Source organism: Clostridium sp. MCC353 (genome assembly GCF_018785315.1).
GTDB lineage: Bacteria > Bacillota > Clostridia > Lachnospirales > Lachnospiraceae > CHH4-2.
Map to the genome: position 1 here is coordinate 1 of NZ_WQPN01000016.1, position 24,149 is coordinate 24,149.

General features: G+C 45.5%; 25 protein-coding genes. 19 read left to right on the forward strand and 6 right to left on the reverse strand.

Annotated features, from left to right (window positions below):
* Nucleotides 1-200 (forward strand): hypothetical protein (locus GPL15_RS03840; protein WP_215696205.1); only part of this gene is annotated, 200 nt, incomplete at its 5' end.
* A 140-nt stretch (nt 201-340) separates the two neighbouring features.
* On the opposite strand, the gene GPL15_RS03845 is transcribed toward GPL15_RS03840, so the two are convergent.
* From GPL15_RS03845 to GPL15_RS03855, 3 genes are all read right to left on the reverse strand, one after another.
* Nucleotides 341-1,780, reverse strand: coding sequence for a carbon starvation CstA family protein (locus GPL15_RS03845; RefSeq protein WP_215696207.1), 1,440 nt, complete (start codon nt 1,778-1,780; stop codon nt 341-343).
* Nucleotides 1,781-1,924: 144 nt separating this feature from the next.
* Nucleotides 1,925-2,641, reverse strand: a complete 717-nt coding sequence (locus tag GPL15_RS03850) for a LytTR family DNA-binding domain-containing protein (protein ID WP_215696209.1) — start codon at nt 2,639-2,641, stop codon at nt 1,925-1,927.
* Between the two features lies 1 nt (nt 2,642).
* A complete protein-coding gene (locus tag GPL15_RS03855) occupies nt 2,643-4,388 on the reverse strand; it encodes a LytS/YhcK type 5TM receptor domain-containing protein (protein ID WP_215696211.1) in 1,746 nt (581 codons plus the stop codon).
* Nucleotides 4,389-4,460: 72 nt separating this feature from the next.
* Here GPL15_RS03855 and GPL15_RS03860 point away from each other — a divergent pair, with 72 nt between their 5' ends.
* Entirely contained in the window at nt 4,461-4,787 is a 327-nt protein-coding gene (locus GPL15_RS03860; RefSeq protein ID WP_215696213.1) for an MmcQ/YjbR family DNA-binding protein, read from the forward strand.
* 18 nt (nt 4,788-4,805) lie between these two features.
* Here GPL15_RS03860 and GPL15_RS03865 read toward each other — a convergent pair whose 3' ends face one another.
* Nucleotides 4,806-5,393, reverse strand: coding sequence for a 4Fe-4S binding protein (locus GPL15_RS03865; protein ID WP_215696215.1), 588 nt, complete (start codon nt 5,391-5,393; stop codon nt 4,806-4,808).
* Nucleotides 5,393-5,587 carry a 4Fe-4S dicluster domain-containing protein gene (locus tag GPL15_RS03870; RefSeq protein ID WP_215696217.1) on the reverse strand — a complete coding sequence of 65 codons (195 nt, stop codon included), beginning with the start codon at nt 5,585-5,587 and terminating at the stop codon, nt 5,393-5,395. Before GPL15_RS03870 ends, GPL15_RS03865 begins: the two co-directional genes overlap by 1 nt.
* A 129-nt stretch (nt 5,588-5,716) precedes the next feature.
* Between GPL15_RS03870 and GPL15_RS03875 the strand changes: the two genes are divergently transcribed.
* The 8 genes from GPL15_RS03875 (at nt 5,717) to GPL15_RS03910 (ending at nt 13,947) form a co-directional block, all read left to right on the forward strand.
* Nucleotides 5,717-6,835, forward strand: coding sequence for an SLC13 family permease (locus tag GPL15_RS03875; protein ID WP_215696219.1), 1,119 nt, complete (start codon nt 5,717-5,719; stop codon nt 6,833-6,835).
* A 303-nt stretch (nt 6,836-7,138) separates the two neighbouring features.
* Nucleotides 7,139-7,585, forward strand: coding sequence for a MarR family winged helix-turn-helix transcriptional regulator (locus GPL15_RS03880; protein ID WP_215696220.1), 447 nt, complete (start codon nt 7,139-7,141; stop codon nt 7,583-7,585).
* Nucleotide 7,586: 1 nt separating this feature from the next.
* Nucleotides 7,587-8,954, forward strand: coding sequence for an MATE family efflux transporter (locus GPL15_RS03885; RefSeq protein WP_215696222.1), 1,368 nt, complete (start codon nt 7,587-7,589; stop codon nt 8,952-8,954).
* Between the two features lie 21 nt (nt 8,955-8,975).
* Nucleotides 8,976-9,668 carry a response regulator transcription factor gene (locus GPL15_RS03890; protein WP_215696224.1) on the forward strand — a complete coding sequence of 231 codons (693 nt, stop codon included), beginning with the start codon at nt 8,976-8,978 and terminating at the stop codon, nt 9,666-9,668.
* Nucleotides 9,661-10,989, forward strand: a complete 1,329-nt coding sequence (locus GPL15_RS03895) for a HAMP domain-containing sensor histidine kinase (protein WP_215696225.1) — start codon at nt 9,661-9,663, stop codon at nt 10,987-10,989. The genes GPL15_RS03890 and GPL15_RS03895 overlap by 8 nt, the downstream gene beginning before the upstream one ends.
* 96 nt (nt 10,990-11,085) lie before the next feature.
* Nucleotides 11,086-12,189 carry a glycosyltransferase gene (locus GPL15_RS03900; RefSeq protein WP_215696227.1) on the forward strand — a complete coding sequence of 368 codons (1,104 nt, stop codon included), beginning with the start codon at nt 11,086-11,088 and terminating at the stop codon, nt 12,187-12,189.
* Nucleotides 12,186-12,887, forward strand: coding sequence for a polysaccharide deacetylase family protein (locus GPL15_RS03905; protein WP_252198079.1), 702 nt, complete (start codon nt 12,186-12,188; stop codon nt 12,885-12,887). Before GPL15_RS03900 ends, GPL15_RS03905 begins: the two co-directional genes overlap by 4 nt.
* Nucleotides 12,888-12,903: 16 nt before the next feature.
* Nucleotides 12,904-13,947, forward strand: a complete 1,044-nt coding sequence (locus tag GPL15_RS03910) for a lysylphosphatidylglycerol synthase transmembrane domain-containing protein (RefSeq protein WP_215696228.1) — start codon at nt 12,904-12,906, stop codon at nt 13,945-13,947.
* A 50-nt stretch (nt 13,948-13,997) separates the two neighbouring features.
* On the opposite strand, the gene GPL15_RS03915 is transcribed toward GPL15_RS03910, so the two are convergent.
* Complete coding sequence (locus GPL15_RS03915; protein WP_215696230.1) at nt 13,998-14,588, reverse strand: hypothetical protein; 591 nt, start codon at nt 14,586-14,588, stop codon at nt 13,998-14,000.
* A 249-nt stretch (nt 14,589-14,837) separates the two neighbouring features.
* On the opposite strand from GPL15_RS03915, the gene GPL15_RS03920 reads away from it, so the two are divergent.
* The 9 genes from GPL15_RS03920 (at nt 14,838) to GPL15_RS03960 (ending at nt 24,140) form a co-directional block, all read left to right on the forward strand.
* A complete protein-coding gene (locus GPL15_RS03920; RefSeq protein ID WP_215696232.1) occupies nt 14,838-15,473 on the forward strand; it encodes a CatB-related O-acetyltransferase in 636 nt (211 codons plus the stop codon).
* Nucleotides 15,474-15,551: 78 nt separating this feature from the next.
* Nucleotides 15,552-16,718 carry a flagellin lysine-N-methylase gene (fliB, locus tag GPL15_RS03925; RefSeq protein ID WP_215696234.1) on the forward strand — a complete coding sequence of 389 codons (1,167 nt, stop codon included), beginning with the start codon at nt 15,552-15,554 and terminating at the stop codon, nt 16,716-16,718.
* A gap of 50 nt (nt 16,719-16,768) precedes the next feature.
* On the forward strand, nt 16,769-17,314 hold the full coding sequence (lepB, locus tag GPL15_RS03930; RefSeq protein ID WP_215696236.1) for a signal peptidase I: 546 nt from the start codon (nt 16,769-16,771) through the stop codon (nt 17,312-17,314).
* A gap of 95 nt (nt 17,315-17,409) precedes the next feature.
* Nucleotides 17,410-17,865: a helix-turn-helix transcriptional regulator gene (locus GPL15_RS03935; RefSeq protein WP_215696237.1), complete on the forward strand. Its 456-nt coding sequence runs from the start codon at nt 17,410-17,412 to the stop codon at nt 17,863-17,865.
* Nucleotides 17,866-18,170: 305 nt separating this feature from the next.
* Nucleotides 18,171-19,922, forward strand: coding sequence for a sensor histidine kinase (locus GPL15_RS03940; RefSeq protein ID WP_215696239.1), 1,752 nt, complete (start codon nt 18,171-18,173; stop codon nt 19,920-19,922).
* Nucleotides 19,923-19,937: 15 nt separating this feature from the next.
* Nucleotides 19,938-20,861, forward strand: coding sequence for a response regulator (locus GPL15_RS03945; RefSeq protein ID WP_215696241.1), 924 nt, complete (start codon nt 19,938-19,940; stop codon nt 20,859-20,861).
* A 144-nt stretch (nt 20,862-21,005) separates the two neighbouring features.
* Nucleotides 21,006-22,331: an ABC transporter substrate-binding protein gene (locus tag GPL15_RS03950; protein ID WP_215696242.1), complete on the forward strand. Its 1,326-nt coding sequence runs from the start codon at nt 21,006-21,008 to the stop codon at nt 22,329-22,331.
* Between the two features lie 71 nt (nt 22,332-22,402).
* Entirely contained in the window at nt 22,403-23,290 is an 888-nt protein-coding gene (locus GPL15_RS03955; RefSeq protein ID WP_215696243.1) for a sugar ABC transporter permease, read from the forward strand.
* A 22-nt stretch (nt 23,291-23,312) separates the two neighbouring features.
* Nucleotides 23,313-24,140 (forward strand): carbohydrate ABC transporter permease, encoded by an 828-nt coding sequence (locus tag GPL15_RS03960; protein WP_215696244.1) that lies wholly within the window; start codon nt 23,313-23,315, stop codon nt 24,138-24,140.
* Nucleotides 24,141-24,149 lie beyond the last annotated feature (9 nt).

The window sequence follows — 24,149 nt, forward strand, 5'->3', positions numbered from 1 at the left end:
AAAAAGAAGATAAGCTGCCATGGAGAGTATACCATGACAGCTATTATTTTGCACTACGGTTTGTTTTGTATCGCTTACAAAAAGACGGTCCGATGCCCATTCACGGTAAACTCTTTATGGGACTTTACCGTTCAGTGGGCATCTCAGAAACTGATTTGGTTTTCAGTTTCTGCCCGTCTTTTTCCATCCCTGGAGCCTAAGTTTCACTAACGGTTTCCAGATGGCTTTCATCCCCGACGGATGCCCCCCGGCCCGGCCCGGCCCCTTCCAAAAATCCGTCCCTCTGTTCCTCCCCTCCTCCCGCTTTCCTGCGTAACTCCCACTAAATTAACTCCAAAAATTAAACGGAATACTCCTCCTCCATGGAAGCCGCCTGAGCATTTTTGCCTCTGCCCAGCACACAAGTGAATACAAACGTTCCAAGGCATACCGCTGCAAACAGGATTCCTGCCGGATAAGCGATGGAAGTGGAGAGCTGGAAGCCCTCTTTGGCCATCAATATGTAGGTACAGGATACTGCCGACATAAAAGTTGCAGGAAGTGCGGTCATCCAGTAGAACCGTTTTCTGCGGAATAAGTAAACACTTGCAGACCACAGGGCGATCATGGCTAATGTCTGGTTGCTCCAGGAGAAATATCTCCATACAACCTGAACGTCCACCTGGGTCAGGACAGATCCCACTGCTAACAGTGGAATTGTTAAAAGCAAACGGTTTTTAATCGGTTTCTGGTCGATTTTAAACCAGTCGGCCAGGGTTAAACGGGCGCTTCTGTAAGCGGTGTCCGCAGAAGAAATAGGACAGGCGATTACGCCGATCATTGCGATTACAGCGCCTACCGGGCCTAAAAGCTTAAAGCAGATTTCGTAAACAACGCTGGATTGTCCGTTGCCCAGTGCAGTTAAAAGGCCGCCGGTTCCATTGTAGAAAGCTACGCCTGCCGCAGCCCAGATTAAAGCGATAACGCCTTCTGCCACCATAGCGCCGTAGAAAACTCTTCGGCCGTCTTTTTCGTTGGTTAAGCAGCGGGCCATAAGCGGTGACTGGGTTGCATGGAAACCTGAGATGGCGCCGCATGCTACAGAAATGAACATGGTAGGCCAGATTGGTGTATTTGAAGGATGCAGGTTTTCCAAAGTAATCTCAGGAATGGTATATCCGCCGAGGATGATAGCGCCGCCTACGCCAAGGGCCATCACGATCAGACAAATGCCAAAGAACGGATAAATTTTACCGATTACCTTATCAATGGGAACAAATGTTGCGATAAAATAATAGATTAAAACCACAGCCAGCCAGAATTTTGTATCCAGCACGTTGGGGGTCAGCATGGCCAGCAGATTTGCCGGGCCTGTGGAGAAGCTGACGCCTACCAAAACCAGAAGCACCACGGAAAATACCCTCATTACCTGCTTCATGGTGCTGCCCAGATAAGTTCCCGTCAGTTCGGAAACGCTGGCGCCTTTGTGTCTCATGGACATCATTCCCACCATGTAATCGTGAACGCCTCCGCCTAAAAGCGTGCCGAAGGTGATCCATAAGAATACGCTGGGCCCCCAGCAGGCGCCTGCCAGCGCTCCGAAGATCGGGCCTAAACCGGCGATGTTCAAAAGCTGGATCAAAAAGATGCGGGGAGTTCCCATGGGAACGTAATCGCTGCCGTCCGTCATAGTCAATGCCGGCGGTTTTCTGTCGTCCGGACCGAATACCTTTTCAGCGATTTTGCTGTAAACCATAAACCCCACAATTAAAATTGCCAGACAAACAAAGAAACTTACCATACTCAATACCTCCTGTTCATTTTCTGCTGTTCCTTTTCTTTATAGCCCCATTATATAGAATAATAGACAAAAGAAAATAGATTTTACATGAACAGTAGTGCTATGTGCACAAAATGCAGGAATCCATGAATGAATGGTAAGGGGTTAAACCCCGAGAAGCTGGCGCAGATTTTTAACTTTATCTCTGCTGACCGGCAGGATGTTCTGCTCGAAGCCCTGCATTTTGACGGCCAGGCTGTTGTTGGCCCAGGGGAACAGCTCCGATATATAGTTTAAATTGACCAGATAACTCTTATGGATGCGGTAGAAGCTGTGGGAGGCCAGTTTTTTCTCGAATTCTCCCAAAAGCTGATTATCCGTATAATCCCCGGCCGCGGTATGGATGATGCAGCCCCGGCCCTCGGTTTCCAGGTAGACAATCTGATGGATGTCCACCAGCAGAATCTTCTTATTGGTATTGATGGCCAGTTTATCGGACTGGAGAAGAGGCGTCCTGGGGGCCTCCATCTCTTTTCGGCATTTTTCCAGCACACGTTTTACCCGTTCAGGATCAAATGGCTTCAATATATAGTTGCTCACTCCCAGTTCAAATGCTTTCACCGCGTATTGGGAGTATGCGGTGGCGAATACAATCTGGGCTTTGGGCATCATTTTCTGGGCCGCCGCCGCCAGGGTGGTGCCCTCCATATCATTCAAATTAATATCGATGAACAGCAGGTCAAAGGACTGGGCGCTCAACAGTTCCAGCGCACCGGCCCCGCTGTCCGCCTCCATAATATCGCTGTCGGGCACATGTTCCAGAATTTGATGGATCAGTTCCCGGCGGGCAGGCCGTTCGTCGTCAATAACTGCAATTTTCATATCAATTCCTCCATGCTGCACACTCCAGGTTTTCCTTGTTTTCCGGCATGATTTCTCCGGTATCAGTATCATCAGGATCTTGCGGGATCAGAAAGCTGACCTTTGATCCGGCGGCCGAACTCTCAATCCGCAGGCCGTGTTCCCCGCCATAGATGCTTTTTAAACGTTTATGTACATTTTCCAGGCCCACCCCTTTTTCGCTTTTTCCGGAATAGAGATTTTGTATCACCTCTTCCGGAAAACCAAAGCCGTGGTCTTCTACTGCGATTTCGGTGCCATTTTCGGCCAGAGCGGCGCTGATCCGGACAAAACGGCGGCCTGATTTATCCGCCCCATAACGAATCGCATTTTCCACTAAAGGCTGAAGGATGAATGACGGGACCATACAATTTAAATCTTCGGATACCTGGATTTCCACCTGAAGTTTTTCCTCAAAGCGGGCCATTTCCAGTTCCAGGTAGCTCTTTACATGAAAAAGTTCCGTGTGCAGATTCAGCATATAACGGTCATTTTCAAGGGTCTGCCTGTAATAGGTGGACAGGGTGAGCAAAAGTTCCCGGGCCCTGTCGGGATTTTCCCGGCAGACATAGGAGATGGTATTCAGCGCATTATAGAGGAAATGCGGATTCACCTGGGACTGCAGGGCTTTAAATTCCGCCTTCCTCCTGAGCCGTTTTTGATAATCCAGATCGGAAAGCTCAAGCTGGGTTGAGAATAATTTGGCAAGTTCGTCCACAAAGCTGATATTGGCCTGGGCGCTGTGCCATTGTTTTTTTACGACCATGGTCAGGCTGCCGATAGGATTGTCCAGTTCAATGAGGGGGGCCACGATGATGGTATGGTTTTTTAAATACGGGTAGAGCGGGTCGTCTCTGTCCGCCTGTGAAAAAGTGGTGGTCTGACAATTCTGTATGGAGTTCAGAATCGGTGTCAGAACTGCATCTGATTGAATCCCTTCATGTTTCCCATCGGAACAAAATGCCAGCACCTTTTTGTCATCTGTGATCATTACGGCGTCACAGGTGATGGAATCGTAGATGATTTTCACCGTATCTTCGATATGTTTCCTGCTGTGAAGTCCCTGCCTGAGGTGGGGAAGGCTTTTATCCGCAATGCTTAAAGCCAGACGCATTTTACCTGCGAATTCGCTGTCCTCTTCAATAAATACCATATTGAATGTGCCGATAAATATGACCATGCCCAGGGAATTCATGACAATCATGGGAAATGCGATCAGTTCCACCAGTTGAAGGGCGGCGGAAAATGGCTTTGAAATCAGTAGAATGATGACCATCTGGCCGATTTCCGCCAGGGCTGTGATGAGAAAGATCCCGGTACTGTCCAGTTTCCCCCTGCGGAACCTTCTGGAAAATGCGGAACCGATCAGCCCCTCAAAAAATGTGGAAACCGCGCAGGATACGGCTGTAAATCCCCCAATATCGAAAAGATAGCGGTGAGCTCCGCCGATGACAGCAGCCCCCATTCCCACATAGGGCCCGCCCAGCAGTCCGGCGGCCAAAACCCCGATAACCCGTGTATTGACAATCGCTCCCTGCGCCCTGACCCCGGTATAGGTGGAAATGATGCTCACAGCGCCGAAAATCAAGGCCAGCGCGACACGGCAGCTTACGGAATTATTGCCCTCCAGCAGAAGGCGGCGGACGACGGGGATTTTGGTCAGCAGTGTGGCGATTAACACCAAAAGGCCGATATTGAGCAGCAGACTGAAAAACATGGTATTTGGCATGGCAGTTCCCCCCTTGATTCCATATGTTTATGGGGGTATTATAACAGAGGAAAGGGAAAAAAGGAAGAAAGTATGAAGACAAGAGAAGAAGTAATTACTTACTGCAAAACACTGGCGGACGTATATGAGGACTACCCGTTCCACGATGAAAACTGGACGGTCATGAGATACCGGAAGAACAAGAAATGTTTTGCATACATATATGAAAGAGAAGGGGCTGTCTGGGTGAATGTAAAATGCAGCCCCGAGTGGATTGAATTCTGGAGAAATGCCTGGGAATCAGTGGTGCCTGCTTATCATATGAACAAAAATCATTGGAATTCCCTGATTTTAGACGGCACGATTCCCGGACAGGATATCAAACGGATGATTGCAGAAAGTTATGACCTGATCGTTTGACCCGGTCATTTGACCAGATCATTTCGTTTGGCTGTCATGATGTCTGGCTTTGCAGATCATCTGCGTCATGGTTCCCATCGGGCAGTAGACACACCAGGAACGGGGCCGGAACAGCAGCATGGTGATGGTACCTAAAATGGTTGAGGTCAGCATTACGCTGTAAAATCCAAAGGAAAACTGCTGCACCCAATGGGGGACATCCAAAGCTGTGCCTGCAAAATGCCAAGGCACTTTAAAGGTCCAAAGGAGGGTAACCACTTCCTTCAGGGTTTTTGCGCCTGCGAACACCAGATAGGTGGAAAAGATCATATTCAGGAACATGGTCATAAAAAACGCCAGAAACCCGTAACGGAACCATTTGGACCGGAGAAATGGAGGAATCGGCTTATTTCTGGAGAGTTTCAGCTTTCCGCCTAAAAGCTGAAATAACTGGCCCCGCCCGCAGTACCGGTTACAGTAGGATTTATTGCCGCCAATGATGGAGATTCCGAGGGGGACTAAAAAACAGATCAGCCCCAGCCATGCGAAGAGGATGTTAAAAAATCCTAAAATCAAATATAAAAGAGAAGCAATCCATAAATAATCATACCAATGTTTTTGTTTCATCAACTGTTCACCTCTGTTTTTTCTATTACGCTGGCCGGACATGTGCCGACACACAGCCCGCACCCGACACAGGCTGCGAAATCGACGGCTGCGAAGATTCCTTTATAGATACTGATGGCCTTTCGCGGACACACCTTAACACATGCGCCGCAGGCTACACATTCATCCTGATTTACAATTGCTTTGTATTTCATCACTTATGACCCCATTTCTTTTTTCTATGTGAATGAGTATAGGGGAAAAACGAAATATTTTCAGTGACAAAATCACAAAAGGTGATATAATCTGGAATGGAAGAAAAAGGGAGGAAATCATAAAGAGCGATGAAGGCGAAAATTATTACTTTTATCAGGCGGGAGGCGGTGCTGTCGGCGGCTCTGCTTTTGGCGGTGCTGTCCATGTTTTTGGTAGCGCCGGACAGGACTTATATTACATATACGGATTATAAAACGCTGGCATTATTGTTCTGCCTTATGACGGTTATGGCGGGATTTCAGAGTTTAGGCATATTTCACAGGATTGGGGAAGGGCTGTTAAAACAGGTGAAAGGCAGCCGGCAGGTGGCGTTTATTCTGGTGGTTCTGTGTTTCTTTTCCAGCATGGTCATAACCAATGACGTGGCTTTGATCACATTTGTACCGTTTGCCATCACGGTGCTTAAAATGGCAGCATTGGAAGAACTGCTGGTTCCGGTCGTCGTGATGCAGACAATTGCGGCTAATCTGGGGAGTATGGTGACGCCCATAGGGAATCCCCAGAATTTATATCTCTATTCGTTATCGGGAATCCCGCCTGCGGGTTTCATAAGGCTGATGGTTCCGTTTGCGGCGGTGGCGTTGGTTCTTCTGCTTGCATGGCTGATGGCAGTCAGGAATAAGGAGATTGAAATGGTTTCCTTAAAACGGGAACCGGAGGCAGACCCGGGATTGGGCAGAGCTTTCCTGACTTACCTTCTGTTATTCTTTGCCTGCATCGGATCGGTTGCGCAGATGATTCCGTGGCAGGCGCTGCTGATTTTGGTGGTCATATCAATTTTGGCGGTTGACAGGCAACTCTTTTGTCGTGTGGATTATTCTTTGTTATTGACATTTACAGGATTTTTTATCTTTATCGGGAACATGAAGCGGGTTCCGGCCTTTTATGAATTCATCAGCCGGATGGTCACCGGAAATGAAGTGATCACCGCAGTGGTTTCCAGCCAGGTCATCAGCAATGTGCCTGCGGCCCTGTTGTTATCCGGGTTCACGGATCAGTGGAAAGCGCTGATAATCGGGACAAACCTGGGCGGGCTGGGGACCTTGATCGCGTCCATGGCAAGTTTGATTTCTTATAAATATGTGGCGAGGGAGTTCCCGGAAAAGAGAGGTAGGTATCTGCTGGTGTTTACCGGGGCGAATTTGGTGTTTCTGGGGATGCTGCTGGTTTTCTATGGCTTGGGTTAAAAGAATATTTACATGAAGCGTGAAGGCTTTTTCAAAAATGCCTTCACCCTTTGCTTTAAAATCATTTCCAGCGCAGGAAATCCCCAGCCGTGATCCATCGTAACTTCCGGTAATACCTAAATCCTGCGGAAAAATCCCCCCAAATCCCCTCAATAAACTTTCTTGACATCCCACATATACTGTTATATAATTCATTTTTGAACAATTCACTTTTGAACTGTTTAAAAAAGAACTATAAATCCCCATCAAACGAGAAAAATTACCATTAATAAATGCCGCCTCCACGGCAGAATCGAGGTTGATATGTACAAAATACAGGAAGGATACTTTATTCATTTTGCTAAGGTAAACAAGGTTTACCGCAAGATATGTTACCAGGCGGTGGAAGAATACCATTTTACGCCCAATGAAATCGAAGTGATGATGTTTTTATCCAATAACCCTGGAATGGACAGCGCTTCGGATATCGCGTTTTATAAGAACATATCTAAAGGACTGGTGGCGAAATCGGTGGAATCTTTGTATAACAAAGGTTTTATAAAAACTGAAAAAGATACGAAGGACCGGCGGCTGATCCATTTGATTCTGACAAAGCAGAGCGACGATGTGGTTAAGAGGCTGCAAAGCTGTAAACGGGAATTTATAAAACAGCTCCAAAAGGGGGTTACGGAGGAGGACCTGGCGGCCATGGACCGGGCTACTTCCGTTATGAATCAGAATTTAGATGAAATGTTAAAAGGAGTGAAATGAAATGAGTTCAGTAAAGGGAAAAGAGACGAACCTGGGGACGGAAAAAGTGGGGAAACTGCTGTTTCAGCTTGCAGTTCCGGCCATCACAGCCCAGATCATCAATGTAATGTATAATATGGTAGACCGTATGTATATCGGGCATATACCGGAAGTGGGCACGGCTGCATTGACCGGCGTGGGCGTAACCATGCCGATTATTATGGCCATCGCCGCATTCGCATCCTTTGTCAGCATGGGAGGCGCGCCCCGTTCTTCTATCATGATGGGGCAGAATGACAATGAAGGGGCGGAAAAGATACTGGGAAACTGTACCACTATGCTGGTGGGGATTGCCATCATTTTGACCGGTGTATTTTTGGTATTCGGCAAACCTATTTTAATGCTGTTTGGAGCCAGTGAAAATACAATCCCCTATGCGTGGGCTTATATGCAGATCTATTCCGTGGGAACCCTGTTTGTGCAGCTTGCTCTGGGTCTGAACGCATTCATCACGGCGCAGGGATATGCAAAAACCAGCATGTATACGGTGCTGATCGGCGCGGTCTGCAATATCATTCTGGATCCGATTTTTATCTTTGGATTCCATATGGGCGTCAGAGGAGCCGCATTGGCGACGATTCTTTCACAGGCGGTTTCCTCCATCTGGGTTGTGAAATTCCTGACTTCCGAAAAGAGCCTGCTGAAAATTAAGAGAAAGAATTTGAGGCTGGACCGCAAGATCGTGGTGCCGTGTCTCGCTTTGGGGCTTTCTCCGTTTATTATGATGTTCACTGAGAGTATTTTATCCGTCTGCTTCAACGCTTCCCTGTTAAAATACGGCGGCGATATTGCGGTGGGAGCTATGACCATACTCACCAGCGTGATGCAGTTTTCCCTGCTTCCCCTTCAGGGTCTGACCCAGGGAGCCCAGCCGATTATCAGCTTTAACTACGGCGCCAGAAATGGAGAACGGGTGAAAAAGGCGTTCCAGCTCCTGCTGATCTCCAGCGTGTCCTATGCCACTCTCTTGTGGGCGGTGTGCATGTTCTGTCCTAAGGTATTTATATTGATTTTTTCCAGCGATGCGGCGCTCATCGAGTACAGCTCATGGGCGATTCACATTTACATGGCCGTATCCCTGTTGTTTGGCGCCCAGCTTGCCTGCCAGCAGACTTTTATTGCCCTGGGAAATGCCAAGGTTTCCGTGTTCCTGGCTCTGCTTCGTAAGGTAATTCTGCTGATTCCGCTGATCTTCATCCTTCCGCAGTTTATGGAAAACCAGGTTTTCGGCGTATTTCTGGCGGAACCGATTGCCGACTTCTGCGCCGTATGCGTTACGGTGACCATTTTTTTCAGGTCTTTCAAAAAAGTCCTGTCTGGGTTACAATAGGCATATAAAGGAGGTGGCAGCATGGGACAGAAGGTTCTGATTGCCGATGACAGTCAGGATATCATCGAGATTCTGCAGATACTTTTAACAGGAGAGGGATATGAGGTGATAACCGCCTCCGACGGGGACGAAGCGGTCCGGCTGGCGGATGAGACCATTGACCTGATCATTCTGGACGTTATGATGCCGCTGAAATCCGGCTATGTGGCCTGCGCCGAGATCCGGCAGAAGACCATGGCCCCGATCCTGTTTCTGACAGCGAAGATGCAGGATTCGGATAAAGCCATGGGATTTTCTGCCGGGGGAGATGACTATCTGACCAAACCATTTTCCTATTCCGAACTGCTGTCCCGGGTGAAATCCCTGATCCGCAGGTACTGTGTCTATCAGGGGAAGGGGACTGTCTCAAACAGCAGCAGGCTCTGCCTGGGTGAACTGGCGGTGGATAAGGATACCAGAACGGTCACGCTGGAGGGAAAGGAAGTCTATCTGACCGCCAGGGAATATGGGATTCTGGTTTTGATGATGGAAAACAGGAGAAAGGTATTTTCCTCTGAAAATATCTATGAAAGCGTGTGGAAAGAGCCTTATTTTTATTCTGCCAACAACAATGTGATGGTACATATCCGGAACATCCGGAAAAAGATTGAGAAAGACCCGCAGAATCCTGAATACATCAAAACCATGTGGGGAAGAGGGTATTATATTGAATAAACTATTATCGAAAATTTTAAACCCTTCCCGCCTCAGTCTGGCATTTCTTTATTATGTGATTATTTCCGCCCTGGCCGCTTTCGTGTGCCAGGCGGTTGTGTTTAACGGGCTGAATGCGGTTGTGGGCATACTCATGGACCACAAAAATTACTACCAGAGGCATATCCGCAGCGTGGTGGAAGATTTCCAAAATTACATCGATGACAATGATGTGGCCATCGGGGACTTGGAGCGGATTGAAAACTGGAATTACGACAATTGGTATGTATTCCTCACCGTATATAAGGATGGAAAGATCTGCTATACCACGATGGACAGGGAGAGCAGGGGGAGGGAACTTCAACTGGGGTATGCCTACAGGCACGACCAGTCCCTCAGTTATCCGGTGTCATTTTCCGATGGAGACGGCGAGATTGCAGTGAGGGCCTATTTTGAAGTCAGATACCGGACGTTGATCCTGATTTTCAGCACAGGAGTGACGGCCTCCTGTTTTGTGGCTGTATTTCTCATGCTGGTCAGAAAAAAGTTAAAATATATAACCAGGATTGAAAAGGGGATCAGGATTCTGGAAGACGGCACCGAGGAATACAGGATCCCGGAGTGCGGCAGAGATGAACTCTATTCCCTGGCCCACACCATCAACCAGATGAGCGACAGCCTGCACCGGGAAATCGAGCAGAAGGACAGGATCCAGCGGGAGCGGGACGAGATGATCACCTCCTTGTCCCACGACATCCGGACGCCCCTCACCTCTGTCCTCTTTTATCTGGACATGATAACCGATAAAAAATGTTCCGGCGAACAGGCGGAAAACTATATGAAAAAAGCCAAGAGCCAGGCATATCACATGAAAAAACTGATGGATGATCTGTTCTCCTATTCCTATGCGGTATGGGAAGCGTCGCCGGACAAGTCGGAGGTCTACGATGGAAATGAACTGATCGTCCAGCTTTTAGGAGATCTTTTGGAGGCCCTGGAGGAACGGGGATTTAAAACAAAACTTCATTATGAGGTGGAACAGCCTTTTTCCCTTCAGGCAGAAGTAGCCCAGTTGAGAAGAGTATTTGACAATCTGGGTACAAATGTGGGAAAATATGCAGTGAAGGAAGAAACTGTGGAATTTTGGGTCCGCCTGGAGGGAGGGTATATGCGCCTGATCCAGGAAAATCCCATGAGGGAAGAGGAGATCGAGGTGGAAAGCTACGGGATCGGAATTAAAGCGTCTCAGAAAATTATTGAAAAAATGGGTGGAAGTTTTACGTATAGAAGCAAAAATTACCGGTTTCAGGCGGTTATCTGTCTGCCTATACTTCCAAAATAGGAAATTCTGAAGAAAACTTTAGAAATTTTACAGCCAAATATAAAGATTTAAGGTTCATACTATAACCATAGTATCTGAATGAAATGAGGTATGAACATGAAAATCCTTATTATGACAGGCAAATTTGGCATGGGGCATTTTTCAGCGGCCCATTCACTTGCGAAACAAGTCCAAAAGGCGAATCCACAGGCGGAAGCAGCCATTCTGGATTTGTTCGAATATGTATTTCCGGCCTGCTCCAATGGCGTTTACCAGGCGTTTGGATTGATGGTGACTCATTGCAGCGGTGCTTATAACAGTTATTATAACCGGATGGAAAAGAAAGGCCCTGATTTAAGGCCCGCATTTCTGCCGTATTTTTTAAAGAAAATGAAACAGCTTTTGGAAGAGGAGAAGCCGGATGCGGTGCTCTCCACCCTGCCCATCTGCTCCCAGATCGTGTCCTGGTATAAAAGCAGGACCGGAGACAGGATACCTCTCATCACCTGCATTACGGATATCAGCAGTCATTCTGAATGGATTAACGCCAATACGGACTGTTATCTGGTTCCGTCCAGGAATGTGAAATTTGGTTTGGTGAAAAAAGGGGTGGAAAGCCGCAGGATCTGTGTTTATGGGATTCCGGTCAGCCCTGAATTCGATGAAGGAGAGAAGCGGTCTGCAAAAAGCAGCGGGGTAAAACAGATTCTGATCATGGGCGGCGGTCTGGGAATCCTTCCGGAAGACCCCGGATTTTATGAAGAACTGAACGCCTGCGGCCATATGAAGGTGACGGTTATCACCGGAAAAAACAAGGAAATCTATAACAAACTTCACGGAAGATATGAGAATATCCAGGTGATCGGATATACGGATGAGGTGTACCGTTATATGCAGGAAGCCGATGTGGTCATATCAAAGCCCGGCGGCATCACCTTGTTTGAGACGATCCACTCAGGTACTCCGATTTTAGTTTTTGAGCCGTTCCTCCAGCAGGAGATCAACAATACCGGTTTTATCGTAAGAAATGGAATCGGGATCATTTTAAAGAAAAACCCGGAAGTCTGCGTCCGGGAAATCGATCAGATCATGAAGGATGACAACCTTTTAAACAGCATGAAAAGGAATGTAAAGCAGTTAAAACAGCAGTACGACCAGGGCATCATCGACCATATTTTATCCTGTGTGGGCTGTAAAAATGAGGAGGCATGTGTGATATGAAGGCGGGCAGGATGGCAGCATTTGGAGCCGGGGCTGCCGGGGTATTTGCGCTGCATTCCCTCATTCCGGCGGTTTACAACAAAAGATGGAATCCCTATGTGATGAAAAAGACCGGGATTTTGGGAACGGTAATGCTCACCTTTGATGACGGGCCGGATTCCCGATATACCGGACTTATTCTGGATTATTTGAAAGAACAGGATGTTAAGGCGGTCTTTTTTACGGTGGCGCGGGAAGCGGTGAAAAACCGGGATATCATAGAGCGGATGATCGGAGAAGGCCATGTGGTGGGATTCCATTCCGTGGATCATCAGAATGCGATGCTGCGGAGCTGGTTTTACACAAGGCGCGATTTGAAAGAAGGCCATAGATTTATGACGGAATATGGGATTGGGCAGATCTTTTACCGTCCTCCCTGGGGGCTGACCAACCTGTTTTCCTGGTATTATGTAAAAAAATATGGGATGAAAATGGTTCTTTGGGATGTGATGGCAGAAGATTGGGAAAAGCGGGCGACAGCCGATTCCATCTATAGAAAATGCATGGAGCGGGTGAAGGACCAGTCGGTGATCTGCCTGCACGACGGAGGAGAAAACAGCGGCGGAGCGGCGGGCGCTCCCTTAAAGACCTTGGAAGCGTTAAAGCGTATTATTCCTGAATTAAAGGAGGAAGGATACCGCTTTGTCCTTCCTGTTTGACGGAAATGAGGTACATATGGAACAAAAACAGATGAACTGGAAACGAATGATCATATATGCCGTGATAATGGCTGCTCTGGCAGGCGTTACGTTTTTTGTGCTCTTTAAGGACAGTTCCGTTTCGGAGATCAGAAGCGTGATCAAGGGGGCAAACCTGTGGTTTGCGGCGGCCGGAATCGGATTTATGTGCCTGTTTACATTATGTGAAGCGGCAATTATACGGGGGCTCCTGCGGATTTTCAGGCGCCGGATTCCGTGGTCCAGGGCATGGCAGTATTCTTTCGCCGGTTTTTATTTCAGCTCCATCACCCCGTCTGCCACGGGAGGCCAGCCCATGCAGTTCTATTATATGACCAGAGACGGGTTAAATGGGGCCCAGTCCACATTTACCCTGCTGACCGTGACGGCTTGTTACCAGATGGCGGTTCTGGTCTACGGAACTCTGTCCATTTTTATAAACTACCAGTACATCAAAGGGCTGCCTTCCATTATCCATTGGCTGATCCTTTTGGGAATTCTGGCCAATGGGCTGGCGGCCCTGTTTATTCTCGCGGTGATCTTTAGCAGGAGGCCGGTGGAGAAGGGGGTTTTAAAGGTTCTGTCTGTTCTGCACCGGCTGCATTTGGTGAAGGACCGGGAAAAGGCGGCTGCCAGAATGGAAGAGCTGATGGAGGAATATTCCCAGGGCGGGGTTTATCTCAGATCAAATCCGTTGGTATTTTTAAAGGTGATGGTCTATACGTTCCTGCAGCTCACCTTTTTATATCTCAGTTCCTATTGTGCCTGTCTGGCTTTGGGGCTGGCCCAGGTGCCGGTTCACCGCTTTTTGATGATGCAGGCGGTTCTCAGCCTGGCCGTATCGGCGGTTCCTCTTCCAGGATCGGTTGGGGCGTCGGAGAGCAGTTTCCTGATTTTATTCGGAAGTCTTTTTACCCCGGGGCAGGTCCTTCCGGTCATGCTCATGGCCAGGGGCATCAGTTTTTACAGTTTTTTAGTGATCAGCGGATTGGTGGTGCTGTACCTGCAGTTCCACCGCCGTTTTTTTGCGTTTCCGTCCTGATACCGGATTCTGTGCCGGAGTGTGGTTGAACGCCTGTTTGAAATCTGTTTTCAATGACGTGTTCCGTTTTCTGCGGCCGTTTTTTTGCAGGAGATTTCTCCCTGGGAGAGAAGGCGAAGCAGACGGCGCACCAGTATCACGGTGGAGATGGTGAAAAAGATTTCCAGGGCGCTGCTGACAATTCCCACAAGAACCAGCAGAAATCCCGATCCGGCCGTGATGCCAAGAAGCGCTTTCATGCAGGGCCTGTAAGTTTCCGGTTCCGTCTGCCAGAGCTGCCATATGATTAAAAACAGGCAGAAGACCAGGCAGGCGGCAGCCAAAAATGCGAATATAATATGGAGAAATGATTTTAACGGCAGTTCATCCGGCAGATAGGGCGTGGTGATGGCACAAAATAGAAGGCCGAGAGAGAACGGGATTAAAAAAGTTCCTCCCGGTTTTTCTTTCATCCGCCGGACAATGGCGTTAAGGGTATAATAAAAATAGGCGCCTACCAGGATTCCCCATAGGACAAAGGCGTCTTTTCTGTGGATAATATTGCCGATGACGGAAAAGTTGGTGGTAAACCAGTTATAGCCCTTTACAAACAGTATGGTATAACCGGGAATTATAATATAAGCTAATAAGTTCAGTATCATATGTCCTCCATTCGCTGCAGTTATAGTATAAAAGTATACCAAAGAATGAGGATTACGGGTCTGAAATTTTTATAGCATTTCTATAGCATTTTTATAAAAGAACTTTAAAGTTTTAGAAAATAATGATATCCTATTAGAAAGGAAGGTGATAAAGGTGAAACTCTGCATTGCCCAAGCTGGAATAGTTAACAGATAAAAAATCATTAAAAATCAGAAGCGGTGCAAAACGCTTCGGTATGGAGGACTTAAATGACTATTCCAGCTAATGCAATCTATCCAAGAACCATCGATAGAGAGACGGTTTATTTAAAAAATGTGATAACAGGCCCCAATATTATTGTTGGGGAGTACACGATGTATAACGATTTTGTCAATGATCCCACATTATTTGAAAAAAATAATGTGCTGTATCATTATCCTATTAATAGAGATAAGCTGATAATCGGGAAATATTGTTCCATTGCCTGTGGAGCGAAATTTTTGTTTACCAGCGCAAACCACACCATGAAGTCCCTGTCCACCTATCCGTTCCCCCTGTTTTGGGAAGAATGGGAGTTAGGGCCTGAGCATGTGACAGAGGCCTGGGACAACAAGGGCGATATTGTGATCGGAAATGACGTCTGGATCGGATATGAGGCGGTAATCATGTCCGGCGTCCGCATTGGGGACGGGGCCGTCATAGGAACCAGGGCAGTGGTTACCAAGGATGTTCCTCCCTATACGATTGTGGGCGGAGTTCCTGCCAGACCAATTAAAAAAAGATACGACGACGAAAAAATCCGGAAACTGCTTTTATTGAAATGGTGGGACTGGCCCAGGGAAAAGGTCAGGGAGAACCTGCCGCATTTGATGAGCGGAACGCTCCCTCCTGTTTCTGAGAACTAAAAAGCGAGCCCCCAAACACTAAATTGAGGGAATGGCGCCTGATATACAGGGGCGCCGTTCCTTTTTTGGAGATAGAACATGATATATACAGTACCACATTATTATAACAAATTTCGCTGCACCGCGTCAGGCTGTGAGGATACCTGCTGCGCGGGATGGCAGATTATGATAGACGAAAAGACGCTGGAAAAGTACCGGAACATGAGAGGCGCATTTGGGAACCGGCTCCACAATTCCATCGATTGGAAGGAATCCAGCTTTAAACAGTACCGCAGAAGATGCGCTTTTTTGAATGAAGACAACTTATGCGATATCTATACAGAGGCGGGGCCTAAGATGCTCTGCCGGACCTGCCGCAATTATCCGAGACATATGGAAGAATTCGAGGGATGCCGGGAGATATCCCTGTCCCTGTCCTGTATGGAAGCGGCCAGGCTGATTCTGGGGTGTGAAGAACCGGTTCATTTTCTCACAAAAGAGGGGCCGGGGCAGGAAGAATACCCAGAGTTTGACTTTTTACTGTACACAAAACTGACGGACGCCAGGGATGTGATGATCGCTTTGATGCAGAACCGGGCGATGAGATTTGAAACAAGGGCTGCGATGGTTTTAGCCCTGGCCCATGATCTTCAGAGGAGGATCAGCAGGTCGGAATTGTTTTCTGTGGACAGCCTGCTCATGCGGTATCAGAGAGAAGGAGCCGGGGAGGCGTTCGAAAAGAAGCTTCAGGGGTATTTTATTGACGGGCAGAAACGGTATGGGATCATGAAACAGATGTTTCAGGTTCTGGATGAGCTGGAAGTGCTGAAACAGGACTGGCCGGCTTACAAAAACAGGCTGGCCCGCAGTCTGTTTGCTGAGGGGCCGGAGGCATATGAGAGTGCCGGAAAGGCATTTGAAAGGGAACTCTCCATGGATGAGGGGTATCTGGCGCAGTGGCAGCTCTGGGGTGAACAATTGATGGTGTATTTCATATTCACCTATTTCTGTGGCGCTGTATACGATGGCCGCCCATTTGCCAAAATAAAACTGGCGGCTGTCAGCACGCTGCTGATCCGGGAAATGGCCCGGGCATTCTGGCAGGAGAGCAAAAAACGTTTGGAACTCGAAGATATGGTGGAAATCGCCCACCGGTATTCCAAGGAAGTGGAACATTCGGACTTGAATCTGAAACGGCTGGAAGAGATATTTTTGGAAAAAGGCCGGTTTGATTTGGAAAAATTGCTCCGGGCGGTGATTTCATAGTTTCTTTTAAAAGATGAAGAAGGACAGCAGAGAAGTAAGAGGGATTAATTATGAATGAAGAGAAGATGAACTGGAAAAAGGAAATATGGGAATGGATTAAGATAATACTGGCGGCGGCTGTCATCGCGTTTCTGGTCAATCATTTTTTGATCGCTAACAGCATAGTGCCTTCCGGTTCCATGGAGAATACGATTATGCCGGGAGACCGGATCATAGGATCCAGGCTGTCGTACCGGTTTGGAGAGCCGGAACGCGGTGATATCGTGATCTTTGACCATGAAAATGGCCCTGCGGGAGAAGAAATCCATTATGTGAAGCGCATCATCGGCCTGCCCGGAGAAACTTTGGATATCAAGGATGGCCATGTGTATATCAATGGTTCGGACACACCTCTGGAGGAACCGTACCTGAAAGAGGATATGGATCCACTGGAAAATCTGCATTTTGAAATACCGGAAGGCTGTTATTTTATGATGGGAGACAACCGGAACCTTTCCGCCGACGCAAGGGGCTGGGCGGATCCTTATGTGCCTGAGAGTAAAATTATCGCGAAAGTACAGTTCCGCTATTTCCCTAAGCCTGGAAGGGTGAAATAACCCTTTTGCAACCAATAGTTGCCACGGGGTTGGTAGACGGATGACCGTCCCTATGCTACTTTAGTATAGGGACGGTTTAAGTTGGAGGTGAGACTATGTCATTGGGTACGCAGATTCAGATTTACAGAAAGAGAGCACATCTGTCCCAGGAACAATTAGCGGAACAACTGGGCGTGAGCCGCCAGGCTGTGACCAAATGGGAAAACGGCCAATCCTCTCCCAGCACGAAAAACCTGGCCCAATTGGCCGGGATTCTGGGTGTCAGCTTAGATGAGCTGGCAGGGATGACGGCAGAAGCTGGCATGGAGACAGAGGAGGCAGCGGAGGCAGCGGTGAGTGAATCACAGGCGCCTGGAAAGAAGAGCTCTGTCCGACGGATTTTTATTGGGATTCTGGTGGTTTTAGTGGCCGGGCTTTTTCTGTGCTTTTTAGTAGGAGGACAGCTTATGGCGGATTTTGCCATTACGGTTATCAATTTGCTGCTGCTGGGGGGATTTGTATATGTGCTGGTTTTGGCTGTTAAGGCGTTGAAACGGATTGGCGGGGGATGAAAGCCCTGTTTCCATGGTTTTAGTCCATCGTTCCGGCCGGGATTGTTCCGGCGTGAGTTACAAACTTTTATAAGGGGCTGTCGGGAGACGGCCCCTTTCATATATTTTTAATTTAAGAACTAAAAAACTATTTAATACCTTGCAATCATCAGTTGCCTCAGATAATATATTCTATATCAGGTCATAACCACATTTTCTATTTTCATGTCTGCCTGATGCCATTTTCACCCCACAATAACCGAACAGCAGAAAAGATTTTAAAGTCTTAGCTGTTACATAGTCTGTTCACAAAAAGGAATATTATCATGCGGAAGAATAAGAGATATTCAATAAGAACCAGGTTGATGACTGCAATGATGACAATAACCATTGTCTCGGCCCTTATAATTTGTCTGATGAGTTATTTGATTGCTTCAAGTATTATTATTCATAATGCAAAAGTTTCAAGCAGCAATATATGCAAGCAGCTGGCTGATAATATAAGCAGGGAATTAGAAGATATATCTGAGCGGCAGTTTAATGCCATGTGGAATTATAATGTGGGAAATGAATTAGTGGAAATGGGGGATAAGGTCTCTCTGTCACACCAAATGACATCATACCTGGAATATTATATTACGAATCCATATGTGTCTTCCAGTATTTTATATACAAAGGAAGGCGATGTTTTTGAACCAAGCCGTTTTCTGCAGAATAAAGAACAGGGAGAGCGGCTGGCCGCCGCTTTTGAAAGGATCAGCTATGGAGATGAAAAAAGGGGCAGTAAATGGTATGCCAGTGATGAGAATGCTTTGATATTACAACAAGCTGTCGTAGCAGCGGATTGGCAGTATAAAATTGTCGGTACCCAGATTACAGAAATTAATTTAGATCAACTGATAGAAGACTGCCTGGGAGACGATTACCGGGAAGGCCAAACCGTGGTGTTATGCGACCAGAATGGAGTTGTGTGCTCGGAATCAATGAGACCACAGTCTGAGATTATAGAAATTTTTTCTGAACAGCAGGGAGAAAAGGAAGAGGAACTGATTTATGAGGATAATAAGTATTTGGTTTATTCCAATTCTTTGAAGAACTTGGGAATTGATCTGTATTATATTTTGAAAGAAGAGGATATCCTTACCGATATCGGGAAACTTGGGAAGACCATAGCTTTAATCTGTGCAGCTACGATTTTGGCTGCATCCCTTACCATAGGTTATTTGACCAAGTCCATGACAAAAAATATAAATAAATTGATAGCGCATATAAAAGATTTTAATATTGACCGGTATAAAAAAATAGAAATACCAAAAGAACAGGATGAGATTTCTGATATTATGGTTGAATTTAATAAAATGTCCCAAAAGATACAAAGTTTAATAGAGGTCAATTATAACAGTCAGATAAAACAGCGGGAATTGGAAGTCAAGGCGATTCAATTTGAATATAATGCGCTTCAATCGTACATAAATCCTCATTTTTTATATAACACATTGGAAACGATCAGCAGTATGGCTAAATTGCAGGGCGAGAGAGAGATCAGTGATGCGACTTGTCTGCTGGGGGATCTTTTACGTGAAGGGATTCGTCCGGAAGAAACTATGTTTTCGTTGGAAGAAGAGATTTCATATATCAAAAAATATTTGGAAATACAAAAACTTAATATGGGGGAGCGGCTGACAATTATATTCGATATTGCTCCGGAATTGTATTCAGCTAAAGTGCCTAAACTGATTTTACAGCCGATTGTTGAAAATGCGATAATGCATGGTTTAGAAGACATAATCGGCTGCGGAGTGATTAAAATAAGGGCAGAAAAGCTAAATGGAGATATCAGAATAACCATTAGTGATAATGGAAAAGGAATTCCACAGGAAAAACTGGAAGAAATTAATGACGGAGATATTGAAAAAACTGAAAATATAATGGAAAACGGTAAAGCATCCCATATCCATATAGGAATAAAAAGTGTGCAGAAAAGAATTCAAATATTATATGGTAAAGAGTATGGCGTAAAAGTAGTGAGCGGAAATAAGGGGACAAAAGTAGACATTACTATTCCTTTTAAAGAATAGGAGGATGGTTAAAGTATGTTTAAAGTTATAATTATAGACGATAATCTGATGCTGAGACGGTCACTGGCATTAATCAATTGGGAGATGCTAAACTGTACTTTAGCGGGAAGCGCCGGCAATGGAGTTGACGGTCTTGCCTTGTTTCAAGCTGTCAGGCCGGAAATTGTTATATCTGATATACGTATGCCGGGATTGACAGGCATTGAATTAATTGAAAAAATCCGTCAAACAAATAAAAACTGCAAAGTTATCTTTATAACCGGGTATTCCGAGTTTGAATATGCCAGACAGGCATTAAGGTTTGGAGCCTTTGATTTTTTACTAAAACCTATCCGGGACGATGAGCTATGCCAGGTTGTTAAAAATGCGGCTGACGCATTGGGCCCTAAGGAAGAAGAGACTGCATTTCTTCCGGAAGAAGCCGATGAACTGACGCACTTAAAAGCGCTGGCATTAGAAATTTGTCTGATCATTGAAAAAAGCCTGTCGGACCAGATTGATAAACGGGAGAAGGTTGTAGAGGATCTCAATAAATGCAGAAACCGCGGTGAAATTACAGATTTTATGGATGTATATCTAAAAAAATTAAAACAAAGTGATTGGAAAGCGAATTTTAGTCCGGTGACAGAAGGCGTCATTGAATTTATTAAAGAACAATATGGTATGGACGTGACGCTGACCAGCACTGCTAAGAGATTCTATTTGAATCCCAGTTATCTTAGCCGCCTTCTGAAAAAAGAGACGAATCAGAATTTTACAGAACTGCTTACAAATACCCGCATTGAACAATCGAAAAAGCTGCTTCGTGATCCTAAGAATAAAATCGCTGATGTGGCCAGAATGGTAGGGTTCAATGAATATACTTATTTTTCACAGGTTTTTAAGCGAATTACCGGAACGACGCCGAGAGAATATCAAAATATGTATCATAATGAATAAAAAAAAGAGATTAAAACTTTGTAAATATAATTTTTGCACAAAAAAAGTCAATAAATTTAATATATAGTAAAAAAAATCCTATAAAAAGACAATGCATTTTTTTATCATTAAGATATCAAATATGTGAAGCGGAGGTAAGGTTGAATGAAAAAGAGATGGAAGAAAATCATGTGTTGTCTTACTCTGGCTGCCTTGTGTGCCGGCTGCAGTCCAAAAGGACAGGCCAAAGCGCCTGCGAAGGACGAAGCTGTTAAACAGGAGAGCCAGTTGGAGGGGAAAGAAAAGAAAAAAGTCACTTTGCAGTTTGTCCATTTGATGAACTCTCCCTACTATGAAAGTATGGTCAGGCTTACGGATCATTACTCTGAACTGCACCCGGAAATCACCTTTGAGCAGGAAGTATTGAAAGCGGATGCGAGATATACGGTGCTGAAAAGCAGGATCGCGTCAGGGGAAACTCCGGATCTGTTTATGAGTGTGGAAAGCGGGCCTTCCATGGGACAATGGGCAGATGCGGCTCTTGATTTGAGCGGTGAGCCTTGGTGGGATAAAATCGATGAGAATGTAATTCCTATGATTACATATGATGGAAAACGGATTGCCCTGCCTTTTAATTCGAATGTATGGGGGCTTTTATATAATAAAGATGTTTTTGAAGCTGCCGGTATTACAGAACATCCGGAAACATTGTCAGAATTAAAAGCAGTCTGTGAACAGTTAAAGAAGGCAGGATATACTCCGTTTGGAGCCGGTTTTAAAGATGCATGGGTTGGGCAGCAGTTACTGCATCATCCATTTGGCAATGATATTGGATCATATGAAGAGATACAGGCCAGATTTGAGCAGTATACAAATAAAGAGGCCAAGGTATCCGATGATACATGGCTGGGTAAAATTCTGGATTTAATTGAAATTGTAAAAGATAACTGCCAGCAGAATCCATTTAACTCAGATTCTACGATGCAGTATCAGATGCTGGCTGACGGTGAAGTAGGCATGATCGTGCAGGGAGACTGGGCAGAACCGGCTGCCAGGCTGATAAATCCGGATACCAATATTGGTATTATGTATCTGCCGCTGTCGGAAGACCCTGCGGATGCTAAAATTTATACACAATATGCGGCCAGAACTATATTTGTAGGTAAGGATACCGGGAATGAGGAGGAGGCTCTGGAATTTGTGAACTGGCTCGTAACGGATGATTGGGTTAAAGAGTGGTATAATACAGATTTTCTCTGTATTGCGCCTATTGAAGGCGTTGCTCCCGCTGATCCCAGCATTCAGATTCTGGAAGATGGTTTGAAACTGATGGAGAATAAAGAACGTATTGCTCCATGGGGAAAGAGCCTGGCTCCCGCGGAACTGTTTGCTAAATTTCCTTCAATACAGGATGATTTTATCTTAGGCAATAAAACTAAGGATGAAGTAATTGAAACGATAAGCCAGGAATGGGAAAATTTCGCCCAGTAACATGAAAATTGAGGGAAGGCGAATTCGCCTTCCCTTTTTGTACCCTTTTTTAGAGAGGAATGAAGGAAAATATGAGGATACAGAAAAAAAATATACGACAGAATCTGGAACTATTACTGTTTTCCCTTCCGGCAATCGTGTTTGTGTTTATTTTTGTTCACCTGCCTTTATGGAATGGTATCAGCTATTCTTTATATGATTGGGACGGTGTCTCCAATCATCCGGTTTTTGTTGGGCTGCGTAACTTTGTTGATTTGTTTCACGATTCATTTTTCAGAGGAGCCTTTGGCTATACATTAATTTACACGTTTACTAATATCATTTTTATCAATATAATTGCAGTTTTCTTAGCGGAGCTGCTGAGTTCCAAAGACTTAAAAGTTGGCGGCATCATGCGTACTGTCTTTTTCGCGCCCAATGTGATTTCGCTGGTGGTTACGGCTATGATCTGGATGTTTATATTTTCAACCGCCACAGCCGGTTTAGCTAAAACTACAGGATGGAATTTTATTAATATTGATTGGTTTGGTAATACCTTTCATGCAAGGCTGGTTTTATTTATTGTAACAGCCTGGGTAACATCAGGATATCTGATGATTATTTATGTGGCGGGAATTAATGCAATAGACCAGTCCCTGCTGGAAGCCGCATCCATAGATGGCTGCAGCCGCCTGAACTTGTTTTTCAGGATAAAACTTCCGCTTTTGATGCCGTCTGTTGTGATCTGTGTTTTTTGGATCACGCTGTATTCCCTGAAGAGCTTTGATCTTCCTTATGTTCTGACAGGAGGAGGACCTTCCAGTACCACGGAAACTTTAGCCATGAATATGTATTCTACTGCTTATCAGTATTCCAGATACGGTTATGCCTGCGCGAAAGGAATTGTGCTGTTTCTCATCATTTTTGTAATTACGATGCTGGAACTGCTGGTTTTGAAGAAAAAAGAAGTGGAGCATTAAGGGTACCATTGAGGAGGTAAAGATGAGAAAAAACAAAAAATATCAAATTGTATTGGAGACGGCCATTGTTTTACTTGGCATCATATTTATTGCTCCGGTTATTTTGGTTTTTATAAACTCTGTTAAAAGCTATGGGGATATCTATAAAACGCCATTTAATCTTCCGTCTGAATGGCATTTCGAAAATTATGTAAAAGTGTTTAAGGGAATGAATTACATGGTTAAATTCAGAAATTCTATGATTACCACATTAACGCCGCTCCCTTTTATTCTGATCTTTGGTTCTATGGCAGCATATAAAATGGTACGTGTAAAAACGAGGCTGTCAGCGGTTTTGTTTTATCTGATGATTTCGACTATGTTGATACCCATCAGTGTTATTATGGTTCCATTAATGACTCAAATGAGCTCGGTTGGTTTAACGGATTCATTGATAGGGATGATCCTCATTTATATCGGTTATCAGACACCTTTTACCATTTTCCTTTACCATGGCTTTATTAAAAATGTTCCGGTATCCATTGAGGAAGCTGCCAGAATTGACGGCTGTAATAGTTTTCAGATTTTTTTCAGAGTTGTATTTCCAATGCTGAAACCTATCACCTCTACCATAATTGTTTTGCTGGCGCTCAATTTTTGGAATGATTTTTTTCTTCCAATGCTCATGATACACAGCGGGAAAAAGCGTACCCTGCCGTTAGAGGCGTTCCGGTATATTGGAGAATCGATGAAAGACTGGCCTATGCTGCTTCCAGCCGCCATTCTTTTATCATTACCGATTTTTGTGTTTTTCTTTATTTTCCAAAGATTTATTTTGGATGGAATCAGTCAGGGCGCAGTTAAAGGATGAGGAGAGAAT

Excerpts from the sequence above, each read along its gene's own strand:
- GPL15_RS03885 (WP_215696222.1), top strand. The coding sequence starts at position 7,587 with ATGAGTTCAGTAAAGGGAAAAGAGACGAACCTGGGGACGGAAAAAGTG.
- GPL15_RS03940 (WP_215696239.1), top strand. The coding sequence starts at position 18,171 with ATGCGGAAGAATAAGAGATATTCAATAAGAACCAGGTTGATGACTGCA.
- GPL15_RS03890 (WP_215696224.1), top strand. The coding sequence starts at position 8,976 with ATGGGACAGAAGGTTCTGATTGCCGATGACAGTCAGGATATCATCGAG.
- lepB (WP_215696236.1), top strand. The coding sequence starts at position 16,769 with ATGAATGAAGAGAAGATGAACTGGAAAAAGGAAATATGGGAATGGATT.
- GPL15_RS03865 (WP_215696215.1), bottom strand. The coding sequence starts at position 5,393 with ATGAAACAAAAACATTGGTATGATTATTTATGGATTGCTTCTCTTTTA.
- GPL15_RS03860 (WP_215696213.1), top strand. The coding sequence starts at position 4,461 with ATGAAGACAAGAGAAGAAGTAATTACTTACTGCAAAACACTGGCGGAC.
- GPL15_RS03920 (WP_215696232.1), top strand. The coding sequence starts at position 14,838 with ATGACTATTCCAGCTAATGCAATCTATCCAAGAACCATCGATAGAGAG.
- GPL15_RS03955 (WP_215696243.1), top strand. The coding sequence starts at position 22,403 with ATGAGGATACAGAAAAAAAATATACGACAGAATCTGGAACTATTACTG.
- fliB (WP_215696234.1), top strand. The coding sequence starts at position 15,552 with ATGATATATACAGTACCACATTATTATAACAAATTTCGCTGCACCGCG.
- GPL15_RS03935 (WP_215696237.1), top strand. The coding sequence starts at position 17,410 with ATGTCATTGGGTACGCAGATTCAGATTTACAGAAAGAGAGCACATCTG.
- GPL15_RS03845 (WP_215696207.1), bottom strand. The coding sequence starts at position 1,780 with ATGGTAAGTTTCTTTGTTTGTCTGGCAATTTTAATTGTGGGGTTTATG.
- GPL15_RS03950 (WP_215696242.1), top strand. The coding sequence starts at position 21,006 with ATGAAAAAGAGATGGAAGAAAATCATGTGTTGTCTTACTCTGGCTGCC.
- GPL15_RS03905 (WP_252198079.1), top strand. The coding sequence starts at position 12,186 with ATGAAGGCGGGCAGGATGGCAGCATTTGGAGCCGGGGCTGCCGGGGTA.
- GPL15_RS03870 (WP_215696217.1), bottom strand. The coding sequence starts at position 5,587 with ATGAAATACAAAGCAATTGTAAATCAGGATGAATGTGTAGCCTGCGGC.
- GPL15_RS03880 (WP_215696220.1), top strand. The coding sequence starts at position 7,139 with ATGTACAAAATACAGGAAGGATACTTTATTCATTTTGCTAAGGTAAAC.
- GPL15_RS03855 (WP_215696211.1), bottom strand. The coding sequence starts at position 4,388 with ATGCCAAATACCATGTTTTTCAGTCTGCTGCTCAATATCGGCCTTTTG.
- GPL15_RS03850 (WP_215696209.1), bottom strand. The coding sequence starts at position 2,641 with ATGAAAATTGCAGTTATTGACGACGAACGGCCTGCCCGCCGGGAACTG.
- GPL15_RS03945 (WP_215696241.1), top strand. The coding sequence starts at position 19,938 with ATGTTTAAAGTTATAATTATAGACGATAATCTGATGCTGAGACGGTCA.
- GPL15_RS03910 (WP_215696228.1), top strand. The coding sequence starts at position 12,904 with ATGGAACAAAAACAGATGAACTGGAAACGAATGATCATATATGCCGTG.
- GPL15_RS03900 (WP_215696227.1), top strand. The coding sequence starts at position 11,086 with ATGAAAATCCTTATTATGACAGGCAAATTTGGCATGGGGCATTTTTCA.
- GPL15_RS03915 (WP_215696230.1), bottom strand. The coding sequence starts at position 14,588 with ATGATACTGAACTTATTAGCTTATATTATAATTCCCGGTTATACCATA.
- GPL15_RS03960 (WP_215696244.1), top strand. The coding sequence starts at position 23,313 with ATGAGAAAAAACAAAAAATATCAAATTGTATTGGAGACGGCCATTGTT.
- GPL15_RS03875 (WP_215696219.1), top strand. The coding sequence starts at position 5,717 with ATGAAGGCGAAAATTATTACTTTTATCAGGCGGGAGGCGGTGCTGTCG.